11 protein-coding genes are annotated in these 20301 nt (G+C 53.3%); all 11 read left to right on the top strand.

Annotated features, from left to right (window positions below; translation table 11 throughout):
* The first annotated feature begins 38 nt into the window (after window positions 1-38).
* The 11 genes from CGZ80_RS19185 to CGZ80_RS19135 all read left to right on the top strand — a co-directional run bounded on the left by CGZ80_RS19185 (window position 39) and on the right by CGZ80_RS19135 (window position 20276).
* Window positions 39-1025: a hypothetical protein gene (locus tag CGZ80_RS19185; protein WP_094417290.1), complete on the top strand. Its 987-nt coding sequence runs from the start codon at window positions 39-41 to the stop codon at window positions 1023-1025.
* 103 nt (window positions 1026-1128) lie between these two features.
* Window positions 1129-2292: a glycosyltransferase family 2 protein gene (locus CGZ80_RS19180; protein WP_094417289.1), complete on the top strand. Its 1164-nt coding sequence runs from the start codon at window positions 1129-1131 to the stop codon at window positions 2290-2292.
* 184 nt (window positions 2293-2476) lie between these two features.
* Window positions 2477-3832, top strand: a complete 1356-nt coding sequence (locus CGZ80_RS19175) for a nucleotide sugar dehydrogenase (RefSeq protein ID WP_094417288.1) — start codon at window positions 2477-2479, stop codon at window positions 3830-3832.
* A gap of 2 nt (window positions 3833-3834) precedes the next feature.
* Window positions 3835-5040: a glycosyltransferase gene (locus CGZ80_RS19170; RefSeq protein WP_094417287.1), complete on the top strand. Its 1206-nt coding sequence runs from the start codon at window positions 3835-3837 to the stop codon at window positions 5038-5040.
* A gap of 55 nt (window positions 5041-5095) precedes the next feature.
* Entirely contained in the window at window positions 5096-6103 is a 1008-nt protein-coding gene (locus CGZ80_RS19165) for a sulfotransferase family protein (RefSeq protein ID WP_094417286.1), read from the top strand.
* Window positions 6104-6138: 35 nt separating this feature from the next.
* Window positions 6139-6909: a sulfotransferase family 2 domain-containing protein gene (locus tag CGZ80_RS19160; RefSeq protein ID WP_094417285.1), complete on the top strand. Its 771-nt coding sequence runs from the start codon at window positions 6139-6141 to the stop codon at window positions 6907-6909.
* Window positions 6910-6923: 14 nt separating this feature from the next.
* Window positions 6924-8126 (top strand): glycosyltransferase, encoded by a 1203-nt coding sequence (locus CGZ80_RS19155; protein WP_094417284.1) that lies wholly within the window; start codon window positions 6924-6926, stop codon window positions 8124-8126.
* On the top strand, window positions 8123-17467 hold the full coding sequence (locus CGZ80_RS19150) for a type I polyketide synthase (protein ID WP_094417283.1): 9345 nt from the start codon (window positions 8123-8125) through the stop codon (window positions 17465-17467). Before CGZ80_RS19155 ends, CGZ80_RS19150 begins: the two co-directional genes overlap by 4 nt.
* Complete coding sequence (locus CGZ80_RS19145) at window positions 17467-18372, top strand: sulfotransferase domain-containing protein (RefSeq protein WP_094417282.1); 906 nt, start codon at window positions 17467-17469, stop codon at window positions 18370-18372. Before CGZ80_RS19150 ends, CGZ80_RS19145 begins: the two co-directional genes overlap by 1 nt.
* 16 nt (window positions 18373-18388) lie before the next feature.
* Window positions 18389-19198: a sulfotransferase gene (locus tag CGZ80_RS19140; RefSeq protein WP_143544032.1), complete on the top strand. Its 810-nt coding sequence runs from the start codon at window positions 18389-18391 to the stop codon at window positions 19196-19198.
* A gap of 1 nt (window position 19199) precedes the next feature.
* Entirely contained in the window at window positions 19200-20276 is a 1077-nt protein-coding gene (locus CGZ80_RS19135; RefSeq protein WP_094417280.1) for a Gfo/Idh/MocA family protein, read from the top strand.
* Window positions 20277-20301: the final 25 nt, after the last annotated feature.

Below are 20301 nucleotides of genomic sequence, written 5' to 3'. Positions count from 1 at the left end.
TGTAATTGAGTGCCAACTGCGATGGCAAGTAAAGTTCGATGACGCGACTGATTGTAACGATCGATACTGAGGAAGAAGGCCGCTGGAACAATGAGTACCAGCGCGTTACCGATGCCGTCACGAATATCGATCAAGTTCCCAGATTCCAAACACTCTGTGATCGATTTGGGATCCGTCCGACCTATCTGGTCGATAGCCCGGTAGCGATCAATGACAGGGCGTCCAAGGTCCTTCGTGAAATTGCAGATAGCGATCGATGTGAAATTGGCGGTCACCTACATCCCTGGTGCACACAACCGTTCGAAGAAGAACTGACCGCTAGAAATTCATTTCTTTGCAATCTCCCGACGGACTTGCTGTCACGGAAACTAAAGACACTCGGCGACGAATTGGAACATGCCTTCGGGGAACGTCCCAAATCGTTCCGTGCGGGTCGCTATGGCATTGGCGCTGAATCACTCGATGCGTTGGCTAACGAGGGCTATGTCATCGACTCAAGTGTGATCAGCTATTCCGACTTTACCACTCGGTCTGGTCCAAATTTCATTGGTTGCCCAACGACGCCTTACCGTGCCAGCTCTCAGACGCTCTTAACGCCCGCAACAGATTCAGGCGTGATTTGGGAAGTCCCAGTCAGTGTCGGATACTCTTGCAAGAATCAAGCATTCGGCGATCGTCTTCACCGGGGACTCTCCGAATCGTTGCTGGCGAAGTTTCGCGTTGTCGGCATTCTCGACCGCCTTGGGCTGCTTAGTCGAATTAAGTTTTCTCCCGAACAAAGCGATGCGGCTGCTTTGCGAACACTCGCCAAAATCTACGCCGATCTGAATCATCCTTGTTTGATGCTCATGTTCCACAGTTCATCGCTCAAACATGGTTGCACGCCCTACACCCCCGATGCAGCATCGCTTGAAGAATTCTACGGACGTCTGGAAAGCATCTTCGAGTATTGCTTGGGCGACCTTAAAATGGACTCGGTGACAATGATTGAATACTCCGAGATTCTTGACGCGCAGAGTTCTTAAAACGCAACGCGTTATTGATGCACCGCCCAATCCAGCAAACACATCGCATGCATCAAGACCGTCCTCGCCAACTTAACGCTCCGTTTGTGACTCGCTGATTGTCATGACTGAATACTCGATGATGGTTGTTTTCTGGATTGCTACCTGCGCATTGCTCTATGCGTTGTTTGGCTATCCGATCGTCTTGGTCGTGTTCGCTCGACTTTCGAAACGTCGTGCCGAAAACGACTTTGATGAACTGCCGCGTGTGACATTGATCGTGCCAGCGCACAACGAAATCAAAGTGATCCGTCAGAAACTCGAAAACATCCGCGGGATCGACTACCCGGCGGATCGACTCGAGATCTTAATCGGCAGCGACGGAAGCACTGATGGCACCAATGAATTCGTCCAAGCCAACTTGCCGGCCGGCGCGAAACTGATCCCTTTTCAACAGCGGCGTGGGAAAGCGTCTGTTGTCAATGACTGTGTCGCCGCGAGCACTGCGGACATCGTGTGTCTTTGTGATGCCAATGTCATGTTTCGTCCAGATGCACTCAAGCGACTTGTGCATCGACTTGCTGACGAGACTGTCGGTGCCGCTACTGGTCAGGTAATCCTCCGCAGTGAGGAAAGCGATTTTGGCTCAGGCGAAGCGACCTACTACGATCTTGAGCGGCAAGTCCAACTGGCGGAATCATCTGTCGGATCTCTGATCGGAGTCGATGGTGGGATGTATGTCATTTGGCGATCGCTTTACCAACCATTGCCAGCCGACACGATTTTGGACGATTTCGTCATCAGCATGCGGGTGATGCGGGCGAAAAAACGCGTCGTTTATGAACCCGATGCGATCGCCGATGAAAATGGCACGCCGTTGGCAACTCAAGAATGGCGGCGGCGGGTGCGGGTTTCTGCCGGAGCGGCGCAATCGCTCCTTCGCGGGGACTTTCCGTTATTATCGACCCCTGTGTTTTTCTGGCAGTACCTCTCACACAAACTGTTGCGATGGATGATACCAGTTTTCCTGATTGCGCTTTACGTGAGCAACCTGTTCCTCGTTAGCGAACATTGGTTCTACACGTTTTCGCTGGCTGCCCAGACTAGTATCTACGTCATCGCGTTGCTGGCCACCTGGTCACTGCGGTTCCGGTCAACCCGATTGGGTGGTGTTCCGTTCTATTTCACGATGAGCAATTTGGCAATGTTGGTCGGAATCAGCAAAGGCATCTTCAACCTGCAGCCGGTCACCTGGGTGCAAGCGGACCGCAGTGTTCAAAATGCTTGACGAAGCAATCGTGTGTTGGATCAATAACGATCGAAGCGTCCGCATCGGATGCTTGAATCCAACGAACAGTGATTAACGATCAGTGATTTACGAACAGTGACTATTGCACTGAGACAGTAGACAGCGTCCCCAGTCTGACCGTTCGCTCCTCAAAACCTCTCCCCGCTCAAAGCCGATCACTCGCATGACCTCTTCCAACCCTTCCAAACCTCGCGTAGCCGTTTATGGTGTCGGTTATGTCGGCTGTGTCACCGCCGCGTGTTTGGCAAAAGATGGATTCGATGTGGTGGGCGTCGACATCGACGCCAATAAAGTCCGCGAGATCAACGCCGGACTATCTCCAGTCGCCGAACCGGGCCTCGCAGAATTGCTGAGCGAACAGGTCAAAGCTGGGCGTTTAACAGCGACAACGAGCGCCGCAGAGGCGGTTGCACAAACCGAAGTGTCCTTGATCGCAGTCGGTACGCCGTCAGCAGCTGACGGATCTGTATCGCTTGACGCACTTCGTAGTGTCATCGAGACCATTGGGCAAAACCTGCGTCTGCACGACCGTCCTCACTGCGTTGTCATCCGCTCGACATTGTTGCCCGGCATCCTAGAAGAAACGCTCGTCCCATTATTGTGCGAAGCATCGGGACGTGAACTGGGACCAGAGCTACGTGTCTGCAATAACCCAGAATTCCTTCGCGAAAGCACCGCAATCGCAGACTACTACAACCCGCCCTATGTCGTGTTCGGTGTGACTGACGACTGGGATGCGAATTTGGTTTTGTCTCTTTACCACAACGTCGAGACGCGGTCATTCGTTGTGGACTCACGCAGCGCGGCAATGATCAAGTATGCCTGCAACGCATTTCACGCCGTGAAAGTTGCATTTGCAAACGAAATCGGTAGCCTAGCCCGGTGCCTTGGTGCTGACGGTCACGACGTTATGTCGCTTGTCTGCGAAGACGACAAGCTGAACATTTCCAAGGCTTACATGAAGCCAGGTTTCGCCTTTGGAGGATCGTGCCTTCCAAAAGACGTTCGCGCCTTAACGCGATTTGCTGAACTGGAAGCACTTCGGATTCCAGTCCTCGGATCTTTGCTTCCTTCGAACGAAGCTCACCTCCGTCGTGCGATCAGCCGTATCGAAGCGTCTGGATGTCGACGAATCGGCATGGTTGGGCTGAGTTTTAAAGCGGGCACTGACGACCTTCGCGAAAGCCCCTTTGTCACCTTGGCTGAGTACCTGCTTGGAAAAGGCTTCCAACTTTCGATCTATGATCCGGGCATTACGCTCGCACGTCTGCACGGTCAAAACCTCGCTTACGTTGATCGCCATCTGCCGCACTTGGCAAATTTGCTATGTGATAGCCCGGACGCGCTCGTTGATGCCAGCGACTATCTCGTGATCAGTACAAAAATTGGTGACGACCAGCCGGCAATTACAGACTCTGAGTTGCCGCGTCTTGATTTGCGTCGTGCACTGGCTCTTCCCGATTTGGCAACTGACGATTCGGCCCAAGAAACGGTGCCCGCTGGAAAGAGCGGATCATAGGCATGACGCTGAAGGTATTGACGATCGCGAGCACCTTCCCGTCGAGCACGCTGCCACTTCACGGCGTGTTCGTTAAAGAGCGTCTGCGCGCGGTGAACGAACTGGGGCAAACGGATATCCGTGTGATCTCACCCGTGCCCTATTTCCCGCCAATCAAAGCGGCGAAACAGTGGTACGTGTATTCTCAGATTCCCCATCGTGAATCGATCGCGGACCTACCTGTCCACCGGCCAAGATTTATTCAGCCGCCAAAAATCGGCGGCTACTTCCAGTCCAACTTGATGTTTCCAGTTGTTCAACGCGCGTTCAAACAACTGCATGACTTTCAACCGGATTTTATTGATTCGCACTTTGTCTACCCCGACGGTGTTGTCGCAACTCGCTTGGCGAAGCAACTCGGTATCCCCGTAATGATCACCTGTCGTGGCGAAGACATCCTCCGGTTCCCCTCGCTTCCGCTAGTCGGGAATCGGATCCGCTGGGCACTAGAACATGCCGATCGAGTTGTCGCACTTAGCGACGAGATTGCGAACGCGGCAATCGCCAATGGCGCCGCACCATCACGTGTCGTGCGAATTCCCAACGGTGTTGATACCCAGTCATTCAAAAAAGTCGATCAGGCCGGTGCACGCCGCGAGCTGAATTTGCCACTCGATCGAAAGATCATTGTCTCGGTTGGCAACCGCCAGGAACGCAAAGGATTTCACTTACTGGTTGACGCGATGCCAGAGATCCTTCGACAGCATCCAGATTGCATATTGGCAATTGTCGGCGGCCCGGCACGCAGCGGCCCAGACTATGGTCGGATCATCGAAGAACGAATTATCGCACACGGACTGCAAGACAAAGTCGTTCTCGTCGGTGCAACACCGCACGAGGAACTCTTTCGGTGGTACAGCGCAGCCGACGTGTTTGCTTTGATGACTTCCCGTGAAGGATCTCCCAACGTGTTGCTCGAAGCGTTGTCGTGCGGCGTTCCCGCTGTGGCAACCGCAATCGGTGGTATCCCAGAAGTGCTCGCCGACAAGCGTCTTGGAATCGTTTTGGATAACCGCACATCCGATGATGCCGCTCAGGGAATCTGCGATGCTCTTGAGAAACAATGGGATCGAGATCAAATCCGTGAAATCATGACGGAACAAGATTGGCGGGCGACCGCGAAAAAAGTCTTCTCGGTGTTCGAAGCTCTCGGACGCACAACAGGCTGATCCCCGGGCCCGGCGTCCAAATTTCACACTGTTTTTTTAAAATCGAACGAAAACCATGACAGAAACCGCGACGGGTCAACAGCAACCTGAGATCCTCCACCAAGATCATGCGCCGGTGATGATGATTGGGCATGGCAGTTCTGGGACAAGCATTCTTGGCGAAATCCTTCGCGACGATTTTAAGATCGCGTTTGGGACCGAGAGCCAATTCTTCGTGTATTACTACCGCCGACTTGATCGCTATGGCGACTTGAAGCAACCCGAGAATCTTCGCCAACTTGCAGAACATGTCCTGGCTGAACGGTGGTTCGAAAAAGCGAAACGCAAGTGGGACTTTAGTCTCAGTCTTGAAGATCTGTTGGACCGAACCTGCAGTCCGACTTTCCGCGGGTTGCTCGACGCGATCTTCGTCAGTTTTCAACACCATCTAGGCATGGAGCGTTACGGCGACAAAAGCCCCGAGTACACATTGGACCTTGCTGTCCTTGGGGAACTTTATCCTGACGCGAAATACATCCACATGGTTCGTGACGGCCGCGATGTCGCCGTGTCGCTCTTCAAGCGTTACTGGGGTGGAAAAAACATCTACACCGTCTCGCGACGCTGGAAGAAAGAAGTCGATTTGGTTGACCAGTTTGTCGCGACGTTGCCCGCTGACCGTGTGCTCGAGGTCACCTACGAAGGCTTGCTGGGATCTCCCGAAGAACAAATGGATCGTTTGGTAGACTTTCTGGCAATTGAAGACCCCGACGGATCCGTCCGAGAAGCACTTCGCACGCAAATACCGTTGAAACTGAATCGCGGTAACTTCGACAAATGGCGTAAACAGCTTTCCCAAAAACAAAGGGTCGCGTTCGAAACCGTCGCCTGTGAAACCCTTCGCCGACATGGTTATGAAACCATTGTCGACAACGAACAAATCGACAACTCGCTCGCCAAACAATTGTTCTTCGGCCTGGACAATCGAGTCCGCAAGTGGGCCTACATCGACTATTGGAAAGACAACGCCTATAAAGCCAAGCTTCGACTACGGAACATGTCACGTCGCCTGAAAAGCTCCTGATCCTGTTGGTTGGCGGCACGTACCGAATAAAAGCAATGGTAATCTGCGAAGACTACAACCTCATTTTTGTCGAAGTCCCGAATACGGGATGCACGGCAATCAATCGAGTCTTGACCCAGCACTACGGTGGGCGCTCGATCTTGCACAAACACGCGGTCTACTACGAACTGAAACGAGAGTTTGGACGAAAACTGAAAGGCATGACCGTCTTTGCGACCGTTCGATCGCCGTTAGAAGTCATGATGACGCAGTTCCAGAAAATGACCTACGACCACCGTAATCGTTTTTCGGAACCCGAGCGTAGGCAAGCCTGGAGCTTGACCCCAAAGCATCGCAAGATGTTCAATGACATCCAATCCGGGCTGACGTTTTCAGACTACCTGCAAAAATACTTCCAACGGGAGTATCACAATTTTTACCTACTCGGATGCCAGCATGTTGATTTCCTGTTGCGTCACGAGTCGTTGCAGGAGGGATTTGAACAGGTCATGCGCCACGTCGGCGTCGCGTCTCCGGTGACCATCCCGCACACCAATAAAACAGAAGGCAAGAAAACGATTTCCGAGGCATACGCACCGGACGTGCGGCGGCATGTGGCGGACGTTTTTGGTCCTTTTATGGAAAAATGGGGATATACATTTCCTCCCGAATGGAGTGTCGCTCGACCGAGCCTTTCGCGTCGCCTTCGATTCAAGGCGATCGAGTCGGCCGCCGAATTTGCATCGAGCACTTTGGGAGTTTCCCCGAACGGATCACCACGCTGGATCCAAGCCGTGCGTGACGGGATTCGTCCAATCACAGGCTAAAATCAGGATTCTTTGTGCGTATTCTCTTTTTGCAAAAGCGGTTTTTATTCCCTGCCGACACCGGCGGTAAGATCCGCACGCTCAATGTCCTTCGACATCTGTCGAAGTGGCACGAAGTCACCTACCTGTGCAACGAACGGCCAGAGGATCGCAACTTTCGGTCCAAGATGACGGACCTCGGATTAAAGCTTGAGACAATTCCCTGGGCCGAAACGCCGCGGTATACACCGGCGTTCTACAAAGACCTAGCAGTCAACATGCTTTCCAGGTACCCCTACAACGTCAACAAGGACTACGACGTCAAACTCCGGAATGCGGCCGCTTCGATTCTTGCGAAATCTCAAATCGATCTGCTCATCTGTGACTTTGTCCAAATGGCAAGGAACTCGATCGGTCTTGATTCGCCCGCATCGATTCTCTTCGAACACAATGTCGAAGCAAAGATCTTTGAACGACATTTCAAGACAGATCCGGGGATGGTTCGCCGCGGCTACATGTGGCTGCAATGGAAAAAGATGGCGGCGTTTGAAGGAAGAGCGGGCCATCAATTTGACCGGGTTATTGCGGTCAGCCAATCTGATAAAGCAATCTATCAAGAACAATATGGATGGAACCATGTCGACGTGATCGACACCTCAGTCGACACCGAGTATTTCCGCCCACAAGATGTCGCTCCGACACCAGAACGCCTAGTCTTTATCGGCTCGATGGACTGGCTGCCAAATATCGATGGCATGACATGGTTTGTCTCCGAAGTGTTTCCGAAGCTTCGCAAACGCGCTCCCAATGTGACTCTGCAAATCGTTGGACGCAATCCGACGGATGCGGTCCAAAAGCTGGCAGCGACGGATGGCGTCGAAGTGACTGGTAGTGTCGACGACACCCGACCTTACCTGGCCAGCTCCACTGCCGTGATCGTCCCACTTCGCATTGGCGGTGGTACTCGGCTGAAGATTCCCGAAGCGATGTCGATGAAAAAACCGATTATCAGCACCACCATCGGAGCAGAAGGCTTGCCCGTCGCTCACGATGAACACCTGCTGATTGCTGATCGGGCGGAATCATTTGTGGATCAAACCGTGCGTCTATTTGACGATCCATCCCTCGCGCATCGTTTAGCCGAATCCGCCTACGATTTAGTCCAGGAACGGTTTAGCTCGGAAGCTGTCGCACGTCAGTTTGAAGCCATCTGCCAACGAACCATCGAAAGCAAATGAAGTCAATGAACGCATCGAGTTCAGACGACATCGCTGTCAACAAGACCACCGATCACTCCGTGACCAAAGAAAACGCATCCACGACCTTTCTGGTTTCGGCGGCGGAGCTACACGAGTACGCACGTTGGTCCCGTGACGTCAACCCATTGCACGTGGATGTCGAAGCGGGACGCAGATCTGCGTTTGGCGGAAATATCTGCCATGGCATTTTGGTGTTGTCCAAGATGCTCTCATACTTGCCTTGCACGGTCTGCGTGCGAGGCTTGGATGTCGAATTTCGCGGGGCAGTCTACCCGGATCAAACGTATCAACTGGAAATCGTCAAAACCAAGGACAGCCATCGCCTTCGCTTGCTAGACGACGAGCAACTGGTCCTGCTTGCTGATACGCGAGAAGCGAACGTCGATTTCACATTTGTTGAACAGGAACTTTCGAATTCAGTCGAAGTTCCGATTCGCCAGCGTCCTCTGGACCGTACAGCGCGTGAGTGCATCGACGGTATAGCCATCCATGGACGGTACCAAGTTGATTCGCCCTCCACGGTCGATTGGACCTTGGATGACACCGTTGGTCGGAACCAGATTCTTGCGTTGACGAGTTATTTGGTTGGGATGGAAATCCCAGGTCTGCATTCGCTGTTCACACAACTGTCAATCGAGTTTGGTTTAGTCGACCAAGCAGACGTAAGCGGAAAGCTTGTCGATCAGGCTTCGTCGATTTCGTATTCGTTCGAAACGACACGCTTTGACCCCGCATTGCGGATGCTCGACAGCGAACTCCGTGTTGTAGCGACAGAGACGACACCGGCAGCTAAGGCGTCTATCAGAACCTACTTCCGGTTGCCTTCGGGGCCGACATCACCGGAGAACGTTAAACGCCTACTGCTAAAAAGCGGAACACTGGACTCCTTGCGAGATCAGGTGTTCTTAGTTTCTGGTGGCAGTCGGGGCTTGGGTGCTGATTTCGTTTCCACGCTGGCTCTCGCCGGAGCAACGGTCTACGCCACAGGCCGAAGCTTTCCTGACGAAACCCGTCAGACAATCTCAGAACTTCAGGAACTCGGTGCGACGGTTCACCTGTTGATCGGTGATGTGGGCAATCAAGCTTGGTGCGACGAGATAGCGACACGGATCAAAGCAGACGAAGGTCGGCTGAACGGGTTGGTGTTAAACGCGTGTGCTCCTCCGCAGGTCGTTACCCTGGGTGACGACCTCGATGGAACACATTTTAGTTCCTACATCAATGACAACCTCAATCTCGTGCGTCGACCGTTGCTCGCTTGTCGCCAACTTCTTTGCGACAGTAACGGTCGAGCGATCGCTATCTCATCGTCTTTCGTTGAAGAGAATCCCCCCGCCTTCGCGTCGTATGTCGCGTTAAAAACGGCAACCGAAAGTCTGCTGACAGTATTCACCAAAGAAAACGATAAAGTCGCAGGGATCGTCGTCCGACCGCCACGGTTACAAACGGCATGGAATGATACACCGATGGCTATCGCTGGTGCACGGCCCACCATCGACATCGTGATTGAGTTGGCCCAACGCCTCGCTACGCCGCAGGATCCAGGCACAACGGAACTGATCAGTCAGTTCAAGAAACAACGCTCGCTGGAGTTCGAAAAGAAGCGTTCAGAGGATGAAGGCTTAAATGCACAAATCGATTTATCGATCGTCGCAACCTTTACCGCGGAGCCCATTCGACAGGCATTAGACTTTTGGTTCGATATGCTTGGGATACGAGGTGAAATCAAATTCGAGCCCTACGCACAGGTGCTACAGTCGCTGCTCAATCCTGGCAGTCTGACGAACACCACTTCCGGTACCGCGGTCGTCATGATTCGCATCTCCGATTGGTTGCGTGAACAAGGCGACTCCCTTGCAGATGAAACTGAGCAATTTCAGTTTTTGAGCTCGATGGCCGAAGAAACGATTGCTGCTCTCGAACAACATCGATCAATCTCTTCTGGCAAGACGCTGCTGCTGCTCTGTCCTTCGGCAGGAAACGGTCCATGGAAAACGATTGAGGAACAACTCAAGGCTGCCGCAACCGGTCTGACTGGTGTTGCCGTCGTCGAAGCATCCGATTTCCATGATGTCTACGCCGTTCGCGAAATCGATGACCCACTGCGAAACAAGATTGGACACATACCCTACCTGCCGTCTTACTTCAGCTTTCTTGCGACAGTCATTTCACGCCGACTGTACCGGCTTTATTCTCCCGGACGAAAACTGGTCGCCAGCGATTGCGATAATACGCTATGGGAAGGAGTGGTTGGCGAGGAGGGGACTGATGGCATTCGCATTCACGCACAACATCAGAGACTGCAAAAGTACCTGTCCAACCTTAGCGAACATGGAATCCTGGTCGCTTTGTGCAGCAAAAACGAAGAAGCTGATGTATGGCCGGTCTTCGAAGAACGTTCAGACATGCTACTCCAACGCGAGAGCATTGTCGGAGCACAAATCAATTGGCTACCCAAATCTGGCAACCTCTATGAGCTTGCCGAACGTTTAAACCTCGGCGTCGATAGTTTTGTCTTTTTAGATGACAACCCCGTCGAATGCGGCGAAGTACGGAGTCATTGTCCTTCGGTCCTGACCTTGCGGTACCCTGTCGAGCCAAATGCCGCAACGCGTATCGTTGACCACCTTTGGGATCTAGACGTCCTCTCGATCACATCGGCGGACCGTTCACGTACCGAACAGTATCGCCAAGAAGCCGACCGCCAAGCCTTGCGGCAGTCGTCCGGCAGCTTTGCGTCATTCTTAGACAGTTTAGAACTCGATATCGATTTCAGAGAACTAAACGCTGAAGACGTCGCTCGTGCAAGCCAACTGACTTTGCGCACCAATCAGTTCAACCTGACGACGGTTAGGCGTGACGAAACAGAAATGCGGCGTCTGCTGGAGGACTCCCGCTACACCGTCAATAGCGTCCGCGTCCGCGATCGGTTTGGCGACTACGGCTTTGTTGGTCTACTGATCGTCGACTTTGCCGCTGATCAACCGCTTCTTGATTCGTTCATGCTAAGTTGTCGCGTCATGGGGCGAGGTGTCGAGCATCGCATGATGGCGAAAGTCGCCGAAATCGCGAACACGCATTCGGCAAACGAGATTCGCGTTCAAGCGTTCGTCACCGAACGCAATTCGCCAGCACGAACCTTCGTCAGTTCTTTGTCGCCAGACATTGTCGCAAGTACCAATGGCGACATTGACGTGGTCTTTAAGACTGACGATCTGCAAGATTGCAAGTTCGAACCTCAGCAAGCAACAGATCAACAACTTAGCAAACAGCAAGCGACCGATTCCAAAGTCGACACATCAATTCCGACGACGGACAGTTATGCGCAGCTTCGTTGGCGAGAGACGTTTCTAGAACGAATCGTGACTGAACTGCACCAGATTGATGCAATTCATGCAGCAGTTCTCGGTGAAGAAAATGTTGCGGCAACAAACGCTATCGAAGTTACCGACACCGAAACGATTGAGCCTCAAGTCGTTCAAGCATTTGCCGATGCGTTGCGAATTTCGCCTGACGAAGTTCGGCGCCACGATCGCCTTGAGAACTTGGGTTGTGATTCATTCAAAGTCGTGGAAATTACGGTCAGCCTGTCGGCGCTTTACCCGTGGCTTCCCAGCACGCTTTTGTTTGAACATTCCAGCGTCTCAGAGATCGTTGCCGCGATTACCGATTTTGCAACGACAGCGAATGATCACGATTCAGATCGAACCCGCACGAGCGTGCGAATCACCGGAACCCGCAACCGTGATCTTGCGAATACGGACTTGGCGATCGTCGGATACTCGGTCAAAACCGCTGGGGCGAACAGTCCTGAGGAACTGTGGGAACTAATCAGCCAAGGACGTAGTTCGGTTACGCCGGTTCCACGTCAACGCCCCGGATTCCTGGGTCCCCTGAAAGACAACCGTAGACACTGGGCCGGGCTGCTGGATTCGGTTGACGGTTTCGATGCAGAATTCTTCGGGATCGCGCCCCACGAGGCCGCATTGATCGATCCGCAAATGCGTCTGTTTATGCAAACCGCATGGCATGCCCTCGAAGATGCCGGAGACGCAGGCGATCGACGCGATCCGACCACCGGCGTATTTGTCGGAGTCATGTACAGTGATTACCGAAATTTTGCCAACCAGACACTGGCGGCATCTGAATTACCCTATCGATGTTGGGAAAGCTTTGCGTTTGCCAACCGACTTTCACAATTTCTGGGAGTCAACGGACCGAGTGTTGCGGTCGACACCGCCTGCTCTTCCTCTGGTGCGGCGATCCATTATGCAAGTCAATCGCTTTTGGGCGGAGATTGTGATACCGCGATTGTGGGCGGACTGAACCTGATTCTCGATCCGGCCCGGTTTGTCCAGCTTGGAAGATTGGGGATCCTCTCGCCAAACGGTCAATGCAGGACGTTTGGTTCCGAAGCGAATGGCACCGTCCTCGGTGAAGGCGTTGGCGTCGTTGTGATTCGTCGGCTGAACGATGCGCTCGAACGGGGAGATCGAATCCACGCGGTGATCCGTGGCGTCGGCATCAGCAATGGTGCCGGAACCGTCGGTTTTACGGCGCCCAACCCGCAAGCACAGGCTGACGCGATTCGCAATTGCTTGGCCAAGTCTGGCGTTGATCCCAGTGAGATTTCCTATGTCGAAACTCACGGCACAGGCACTCAGCTCGGTGACCCTATCGAAGTCCGTGGGCTAGCCCTTGCCTATACCGATCGACAGTTCGCCAGCCAACCATCCGATAAGCGTACGATTTGCCGAATCGGTTCGATCAAGCCGAATATTGGCCATCTCGAAGCTGGTGCCTGTATTGTCGGACTTATCAAAGTCTTGCTGCAACTCAAGCATCGACAACTTGCCCCTTCATTGACTTCGGCGGCACCGAATCCCAAGATCGACTTCGCCCGTGAACCCTTTGCAGTTCAAACAGAACTGACACCTTGGCTCGCGCCCGATTCCAGCAGCGACGGACTCTTGCGTGCAGGCGTGAATTCGTTCGGTGTTGGCGGCACCAACGTCCACTTGATCATCGAGGAACCGCCTCGCCAACTGATCGATGCGCCACATGACGTTGAACTACCACGTGACCCCGTCATTCTGAACGGCGAACCCGTTCAGCCGCTTCAACAATGGATTGTCCCGGTTTCTGCACCAACCCAATCCGGTTTGCATTCGGCGGCAAGATCTTTAGCCGAACAGCTTCGCAAGCATCCGACGTTGCCTCTTTCTGCTGTGGCAGAATCACTGCGTCTCGGCCGTCAGCACTTTGCCTATCGCGCAGCCATCTTGCCTTGCAATGTTGGCGAAGCAATTGAATGCCTTACCGCTCTTGCCAATTCGGACGAACATCCTCACGTCATCGTTGGAGATCAGCCGGCTTCGAAAGTTGACCGTTTCGGATTCTTGTATACCGGTCAAGGTTCACAGTTTGCTGGAATGGGGCGTGAGCTCTACACCTCGTTCGATGTCTTCCGAAATTCGATCGACGAATGCAACCGAATTTTCGTCAGTGAGTTTGAACTCGACATACACGAGTTGCTATTCGAGCGGACCACTGGGAATGACCGAATCCATCAAACGCAATTCACGCAGCCTGCTTTGTTTTGTATTCAGTACGCCCTTGCCAATCTTTGGCAGTCGTGGGGTGTGCGTCCTACATTTGTATTAGGGCACAGCATCGGCGAGTTTGCCGCCATGGTGACAGCAGGCGTACTCAACCTCGAAGATGCGGCAAAGCTGGTTGAAGCTCGTGGGCGATTAATGCAGCAACTGCCAAGCGGTGGCGTGATGTGTTCGGTGAAAGCAGAACGGTCACGCGTCGAACCTTTGGTCAAACAAACCGAAGGCATCTCCATCGCCGCGTTCAACGGTCCAGAATCAATTGTCATATCGGGTGACGAGTCACGGGTTCTAGAGCTCGTCAAGACGCTCGAGAATGACGGATGTAAAGCGACGATGTTGCAGGTGTCACATGCATTTCACTCACACCGCATGGACCCAATTCTCGAAGACTTCGAACAAGTCGCGTCCCATGCGAATTTGCAATCGCCAGTGATCCCTTGGATCAGCACCGTCACAGGTAGCGACATCGAAGTGGTTTCACCGGCCTACTTCCGTGAACAAATTCGAAAGCCGGTTGCGTTCCATGGTGCGATGCAATGCGCAGACACATCGCACCCTGACGCCTACATCGAAATCGGCCCGCGCCCCTACTCACTTTCGATGGGCAGACGCTGCGTGCCCGAAAGCTCTGCCGCTTGGCTGCCTTCGATCAATCAGAACGTGAGCGAAGTCACATCAATCCTAAAGTCACTCGCCGAATGCTTCGTGCGAGGTGGGAAGCTGCCAAATGTGTGGCATCACCAAGGAAATGCCCCAAGCACAAACAGAGTGCCTACGATCAGTTTGCCGGGCTATCCGTTCGACGAACAGAAACACTGGTTTGAAACGCCTCCCAGATCCGACGAAGCACTTCCTTCTGTAGCGGCAGCTGAAGAGTTCCAAAATCTTCTCTACCAGGAAACGCTGCAAGAACTCACGGCAAATCCTGACTCGGACAAGAAGGCGTTACTTGTCCTGAACGCCGCTGACCTCAAATTTTCCGCCGATGTGTCGTTTCCGTTTCATCACATCGTCAACGAAAACGAGTGGTCCGATCCGGCCGGGATGTTGAATCGACTTGTTGCTGATCAAGACCAAGAGTTCGCATCTTTGGTCGTCGTGATTCCCCGATGTGAATCGGAAACGAAAGAAAATTGGATCGCAGAGTGTTTGTTGTCGCTCTCAAAGATATTCGAAGCAGCTCATAAAAACCAAAACACTTCCCACCTGCCGATTTGGGTGGTCACTCGCGGTGCCCATTCTGTTGCTGCAGATGACTGCGTTTGTCCTGAGATGCGAGCGGTATGGGGATTCTGTCGTTCGATCGCTCTGGAACGCCCATCGCAATGGGGCGGAATTCTCGACCTGTCCAGTTCGTGCACCAGCATCCCAGTTGAGTCAGTTGGCGAGCTTTTAAGCCAACACGGTAACGAAGACCAATTGATCCGTCGCGGAACGCAAACGTTTGTGCCCCGACTAGTACCAGGTCTACCTGACACAAACTCCGAACGTGCTGCAGATATCAGATGCGACCGCAGTTACCTCGTGACTGGCGGACTGGGCGCCTTGGGACTTCACGCGACCGAATGGTTGATCGCGTCTGGTGCAAAGGCAATCGTGTTGGTCAGTCGAAGCAGTCCCAACGAAACCAACCGTGAACGACTTGACCTTTGGCGTCAGCAAGGCATCGCACTCGTCCACGTCCCCTGCGATGTGACGGATACGTCTCAGTTGCGAACTGCGATCGAAAAGGCAGGAACGTTGGCTCCGCTAGGCGGTGTCATCCATACTGCGGGGATTGACCAGGTTTGCCCAATTGAGTCGCTTGATCGCGACAACGTCGCTCGATCGCTTGCTGCCAAGGTCAGCGGTGCATGGAGTCTCCATCGAATCACGGAATCGATGCCGATCGATTTCATGATTTTTTATTCGTCCATTTCCGCGAACTGGGGCTCGGCGGAACGGACGGTGTATGCAGCCGCGAATGCATGTCTCGATGCACTTGCCGACGCTCGCGTCCGCAGTGGACTACCTGCATTGTCGATCAATTGGGGCCCCTGGGCTGGAGGCGGAATGGCATCGGATGAATCGCTCGACGCGCTCGCAGCGATCGGGAACGATCCCGTTTCACCAGGACCCGCGATGGCAGCTCTCGAATGGGTTCTCACACGTGGTGCCAAACAGGTAACAATTGCAAACGTCCGATGGGACATCTTCAAACCGGTCCTCGAAGCCCGTCGACAACGTCCCTACTTAGCAGAACTGGGGAGAAGTGGCCCCAGCGGCAACTCCAGCAGTAGCGGGAACGGTGACGGTGAAGACTGGCTGCATTCAATTGTCGGATTGGATCGTGAACAGCGTCTCGCTGCAATCGTGGAACGCATTGCAACGAATGTCGCTACCGTACTGGGGCAGAGCTCACCAGATCGTATTCCAAAAGAAAAAAGTCTCTTCCAGATCGGACTCGATTCGCTTTCCGCATTGATGCTGTTAAAGCGACTCAATGGTGCATTTCCAACGGAGTTCACATTTGCTGATCTGAATCTGCCTGGAATTCACTCCATCGCTGCATCAGTTATCGAGCGTTTGCCTTCGGAAGCCAACGACTCCGATCCGGCACCTGTCGTTCGCGTTTCAACCGCAGCAACTGGCAACGTCATTCAGGTCGGGGATGCGAACCGAGAAGAAATCGCAGCCTTTCACAAAGCGGGTTGGCCGCATCGACCAGAATCACTTAACGAAGTTCGCTTCCGCTGGATGGTCGAACAATCCGCAGAACGCCTTGGTGCCACACCGTCTGCATGGTTTTATCGTATCAATGACCAAATCGTTGGACAAAACCTAGCGATCTCGGTTCGCTGCAAAATCGGCGAACGTGATTTTACAACCGGATGGCATGTCGACACACGAGTCTTGGAAGCGTTCCAAACACTCGGCATCGGGCCGGAACTGATGCAGCAAGCGGAGCGGCAATTGCCGTTCAGTTTGTCACTAGGCCAAACACAGCAGATGCGGGACATTCTCGTTGCGCTCGGTTGGGATATTGTTTGTCCTTTGAACCAATTCGTTTACATCGTTGACCCGAAGCAGGTTTTCAACGAGAAGCTTCCGATCGGGATGTTGGCCGGTCCGGCATCAACGATTTGGCGTGGGATCGATAAAACGAAACGCGTCGTGCGTTCCAGTCCGGTACCCGCGTCCTATCAAACCATTCCGATCGATCGCTTTGGTGAGCAGCATGATCTGCTTTGGGAACAAATGTCGCAGAATGTAGGCTGTGGCACCGTTCGTGACGCTTCGTTTATGAATTGGAAGTATGTCGATCAACCAGGACAAAACTTTCACTGCATTGAAGTTCGCCAGAATGGACGTTCGGTTGCTACAGCAACGGCGACGATTCGTGAACCAGATCACGCCTACCCCTACCGACGTGCAATGCTTGGCGATTTGATTGCGAACTTGGATGACCGAGTTGCAATCGCCGCGGCAATCGAAGGCATCGTGACATCTGTACGGCGCCAGGGTGCTGCTATCTTGATTGCGAACATCACTCACCCGATCATCGAACGCGCGTTGCTTGCGTATGGATTTATTCGGCGGCAACCCGAGCGATTCCTTGTGATTCGACGCGAAGGGCTGGACCCCGCCTCCGCCGAAACGGCAATCAAGAAAGACAACTGGCTTCTCAGCCTTGCTGACTCTGACATCGACCGGCCCAACTGATGGTAACTTCTGCCAAACCTAACCTGTTTGTGATCGGTGCGATGAAGTCAGCGACATCTTCGTTGCATGACTACCTGAATGCGCACCCGGACATCTATATGTCGTCGGTGAAAGAACCCTGTCACTTCGTTCCCGAACTGGGACGAACCAAAGGGCTCGAGTGGTACATGAGTTTGTTCGAAGACGGTGCCGATGCTGTGATTCGCGGAGAATCAAGCGTTGTCTACACGCACATGCCGGATCACCCCGGCGTCGCCGATCGAATTGCGGCATTCGCACCGGATGCCCGTTTTATCTATGTGATGCGTGATCCGGTGCAGCGAGCGGTCAGCCACTACTGGCATCGTGTCCGCAGTCATCGTGTGGAAGAAAACCGATCGCCGCTCGACGCATTTCGCGAAGAAAACTGTTACTTGGACTACAGCGATTACGCATTGCAACTCGAGCCATATCTTGATCGATTTGGACGAGACCGAGTGCACGTATTGACCATGGAGTCGATGCGTGACAATCCACTCGCAGCGGTATCGGAATCGATTCGTTTTCTCGGCTTGGCTCCCGAAAAGCTGCCTACCGCTGCCGTCCAAAGTCGGCGGCATGAAACGCCCGGTGTCGTCACCAAAAAAATCGGTTGGCTCCACCGATTCCGGCATGGACCGCTTTGGAACCGCATTGGTCCAATGTTTCCCAAGTCAATTCGCAAGATGGGCCGCAAAGTATCTGAACCAGTGGCAATCGATCGCTCTTCAGTCGATATGACCGAAGCGATCGCGTACGCCCAAAGCCAATTGCTTCCTCGTTTGGAACGTCTGGATACTTTGGTCCAAATCGACCAATCCGTTTGGACGACGCTGCATTCTTGCGCCCCAGCACCAACGTCCGCTAGCTCTCACCCATCGGTGTAGTGCAGGAGAGTCTTGTTTGTCCGCCCCATTGACTAAACCCGCCGTACCATCCGACATCCCCAAACCCGTTGGACAGACCGCCAAAGGTGCGTTGCGAACAGCATCGCTGGAGGCCGTCGACCGCATCGCGGGAATCGTTCCCGGGATCGATTCGATGCGGGCTCACGTCTGCATTGCTGGCTATCCGCGTTCGGGATCGACCATGCTGTATTTGATGGTCCATCAGTGTGTCCAAAGCGTTCGCGTCTTTCGTAAAGAAATGTCGGCGATCAATGTTGCCCGGTCTGCAAAGCGTCAACGCGCATTTACAGTGACCAAACGCCCGTTGGACACATTTTGGATCGATGAGATTCGAGCGTACTATGCCAACCGGCGGCCTGATTGCCGTTTTGTGCTGCTGACGCGCGATCCCCGTTCGGTGCTCACTTCGTTGCACGTCAAGAAATCCGATTACTTCGTCACCATCGACCGCTGGAAAGCACTTCGCGATCACATCGAGTACGCCAGTCAAGCGGACGATGCGATTACGGTTGACTACCGTGAACTGGTTACCGAATGCGATGAAGTCGAAAAACGATTAACCAACTTCATTGGCTGGAAAATCAGTTCTCCTTTTTCGTCGTTTCACCAATCCGATAAAACGACCTTGGAAACACGTGCGATGAATGGTGTCCGGCCACTGGACCCGTCGACACAACAAAAATGGAAAGCGGAGAAACACCGTGAACGTATCCGCCAATTGCTACGAGAGATCAACGACCTGCCCGAATTTCTGATTGCCAAGGGATACGAGCAAGACGACACATGGGTCCGAGAATACAACTGAAATGTCAGAAACGATTCCACATACCGACGTAAAAATCTCATTCCAAAAACGCAACGTTGAGCGCTTCCGTGTTGCGATGATTGGCTCTGGAAAAATCGCCGCGCACACCCATGTTCCGACGATTCGTGCCTGTCCCGACGCTGAACTGACGGCGATTGTCGATCCGGTTCGTCGTCATGCAGAAGACCTTGCCGAACGATTTGCGATCAAGCCGATCATCGCAGAGAGCGTTGACGAACTCCTCGGTTCAATCGATGCAGCGGTGATTGCGACTCCGAACCACACTCACCGCGACTTAGCTGTCAAGTGTATCAACGCAGGCGTTGCCGTATTGGTTGAGAAGCCACTTTCACTTGGTCTTGAAGATGGCCAAGAAATTGTTGATGCCAGTCATGCAAAAGGTGTTCAAGTTGCAGTTGGCTATCAAACGCGATTCTTGCCGCAATCAGAAATTATCCGCGAACTGGTGCAAGACCAGACGTTCGGACGTGTCACCCGTTTCGCATACCAATTCGGGTCGCTGGGCGGCTGGGCGCCGCTGAGCGGTTACAACCTCCAACGCTCTTCGGCGGGCGGTGGTGTGATGACGGGTAACGGAAGCCATTTTATGGATCGTATGATCTCATGGTTCGGATACCCTGACGATTTCGAACTCCATGATGACTCGGAAGGTGGGCCGGAAAGCAACGCTTTTGCCACGTTCAATTTTTCAAGCAAACAGATCACCGGAACTGCCAGATTCAGCCGCACGGTTGCGATGAGTCCCGGAATTGTGATCGAGACCGACCAAGGACATCTCGCATCGAAAGACGGTCGTGATACACCTGTCGTGTTTTATCCGAAGGATCGACCCGGCATGGAATTTGAGATCAAGCGTCCGAGTTTGGACTTGGTTGACGGCAAGGTTGAGTCTGACCTCCTGATTGATGATTTTTTTCATTCGATCCGAACCGGCACTTCGCCGCGCGTCGATGCGTTCGCCGGGTTGCAATCAGCGCGTCTCCTTGAGGCGTTGTACGCGAACCGCAAAACCATGCCGGAAGCGTGGTACCCACAAAACCAAACATTCTCCACCTAGGCCGCCAAGTCGCGATTGTTTTAGG

It is taken from the genome of Rhodopirellula sp. MGV (genome assembly GCF_002251265.1).
GTDB lineage: Bacteria > Planctomycetota > Planctomycetia > Pirellulales > Pirellulaceae > Stieleria > Stieleria baltica_A.
This window is presented reverse-complemented; position numbering and strand designations above follow the sequence as displayed.

Excerpts from the sequence above, each read along its gene's own strand:
- CGZ80_RS19185 (WP_094417290.1), top strand. The coding sequence starts at position 39 with ATGACGCGACTGATTGTAACGATCGATACTGAGGAAGAAGGCCGCTGG.
- CGZ80_RS19180 (WP_094417289.1), top strand. The coding sequence starts at position 1,129 with ATGACTGAATACTCGATGATGGTTGTTTTCTGGATTGCTACCTGCGCA.
- CGZ80_RS19175 (WP_094417288.1), top strand. The coding sequence starts at position 2,477 with ATGACCTCTTCCAACCCTTCCAAACCTCGCGTAGCCGTTTATGGTGTC.
- CGZ80_RS19170 (WP_094417287.1), top strand. The coding sequence starts at position 3,835 with ATGACGCTGAAGGTATTGACGATCGCGAGCACCTTCCCGTCGAGCACG.
- CGZ80_RS19165 (WP_094417286.1), top strand. The coding sequence starts at position 5,096 with ATGACAGAAACCGCGACGGGTCAACAGCAACCTGAGATCCTCCACCAA.
- CGZ80_RS19160 (WP_094417285.1), top strand. The coding sequence starts at position 6,139 with ATGGTAATCTGCGAAGACTACAACCTCATTTTTGTCGAAGTCCCGAAT.
- CGZ80_RS19150 (WP_094417283.1), top strand. The coding sequence starts at position 8,123 with ATGAAGTCAATGAACGCATCGAGTTCAGACGACATCGCTGTCAACAAG.
- CGZ80_RS19145 (WP_094417282.1), top strand. The coding sequence starts at position 17,467 with ATGGTAACTTCTGCCAAACCTAACCTGTTTGTGATCGGTGCGATGAAG.
- CGZ80_RS19135 (WP_094417280.1), top strand. The coding sequence starts at position 19,200 with ATGTCAGAAACGATTCCACATACCGACGTAAAAATCTCATTCCAAAAA.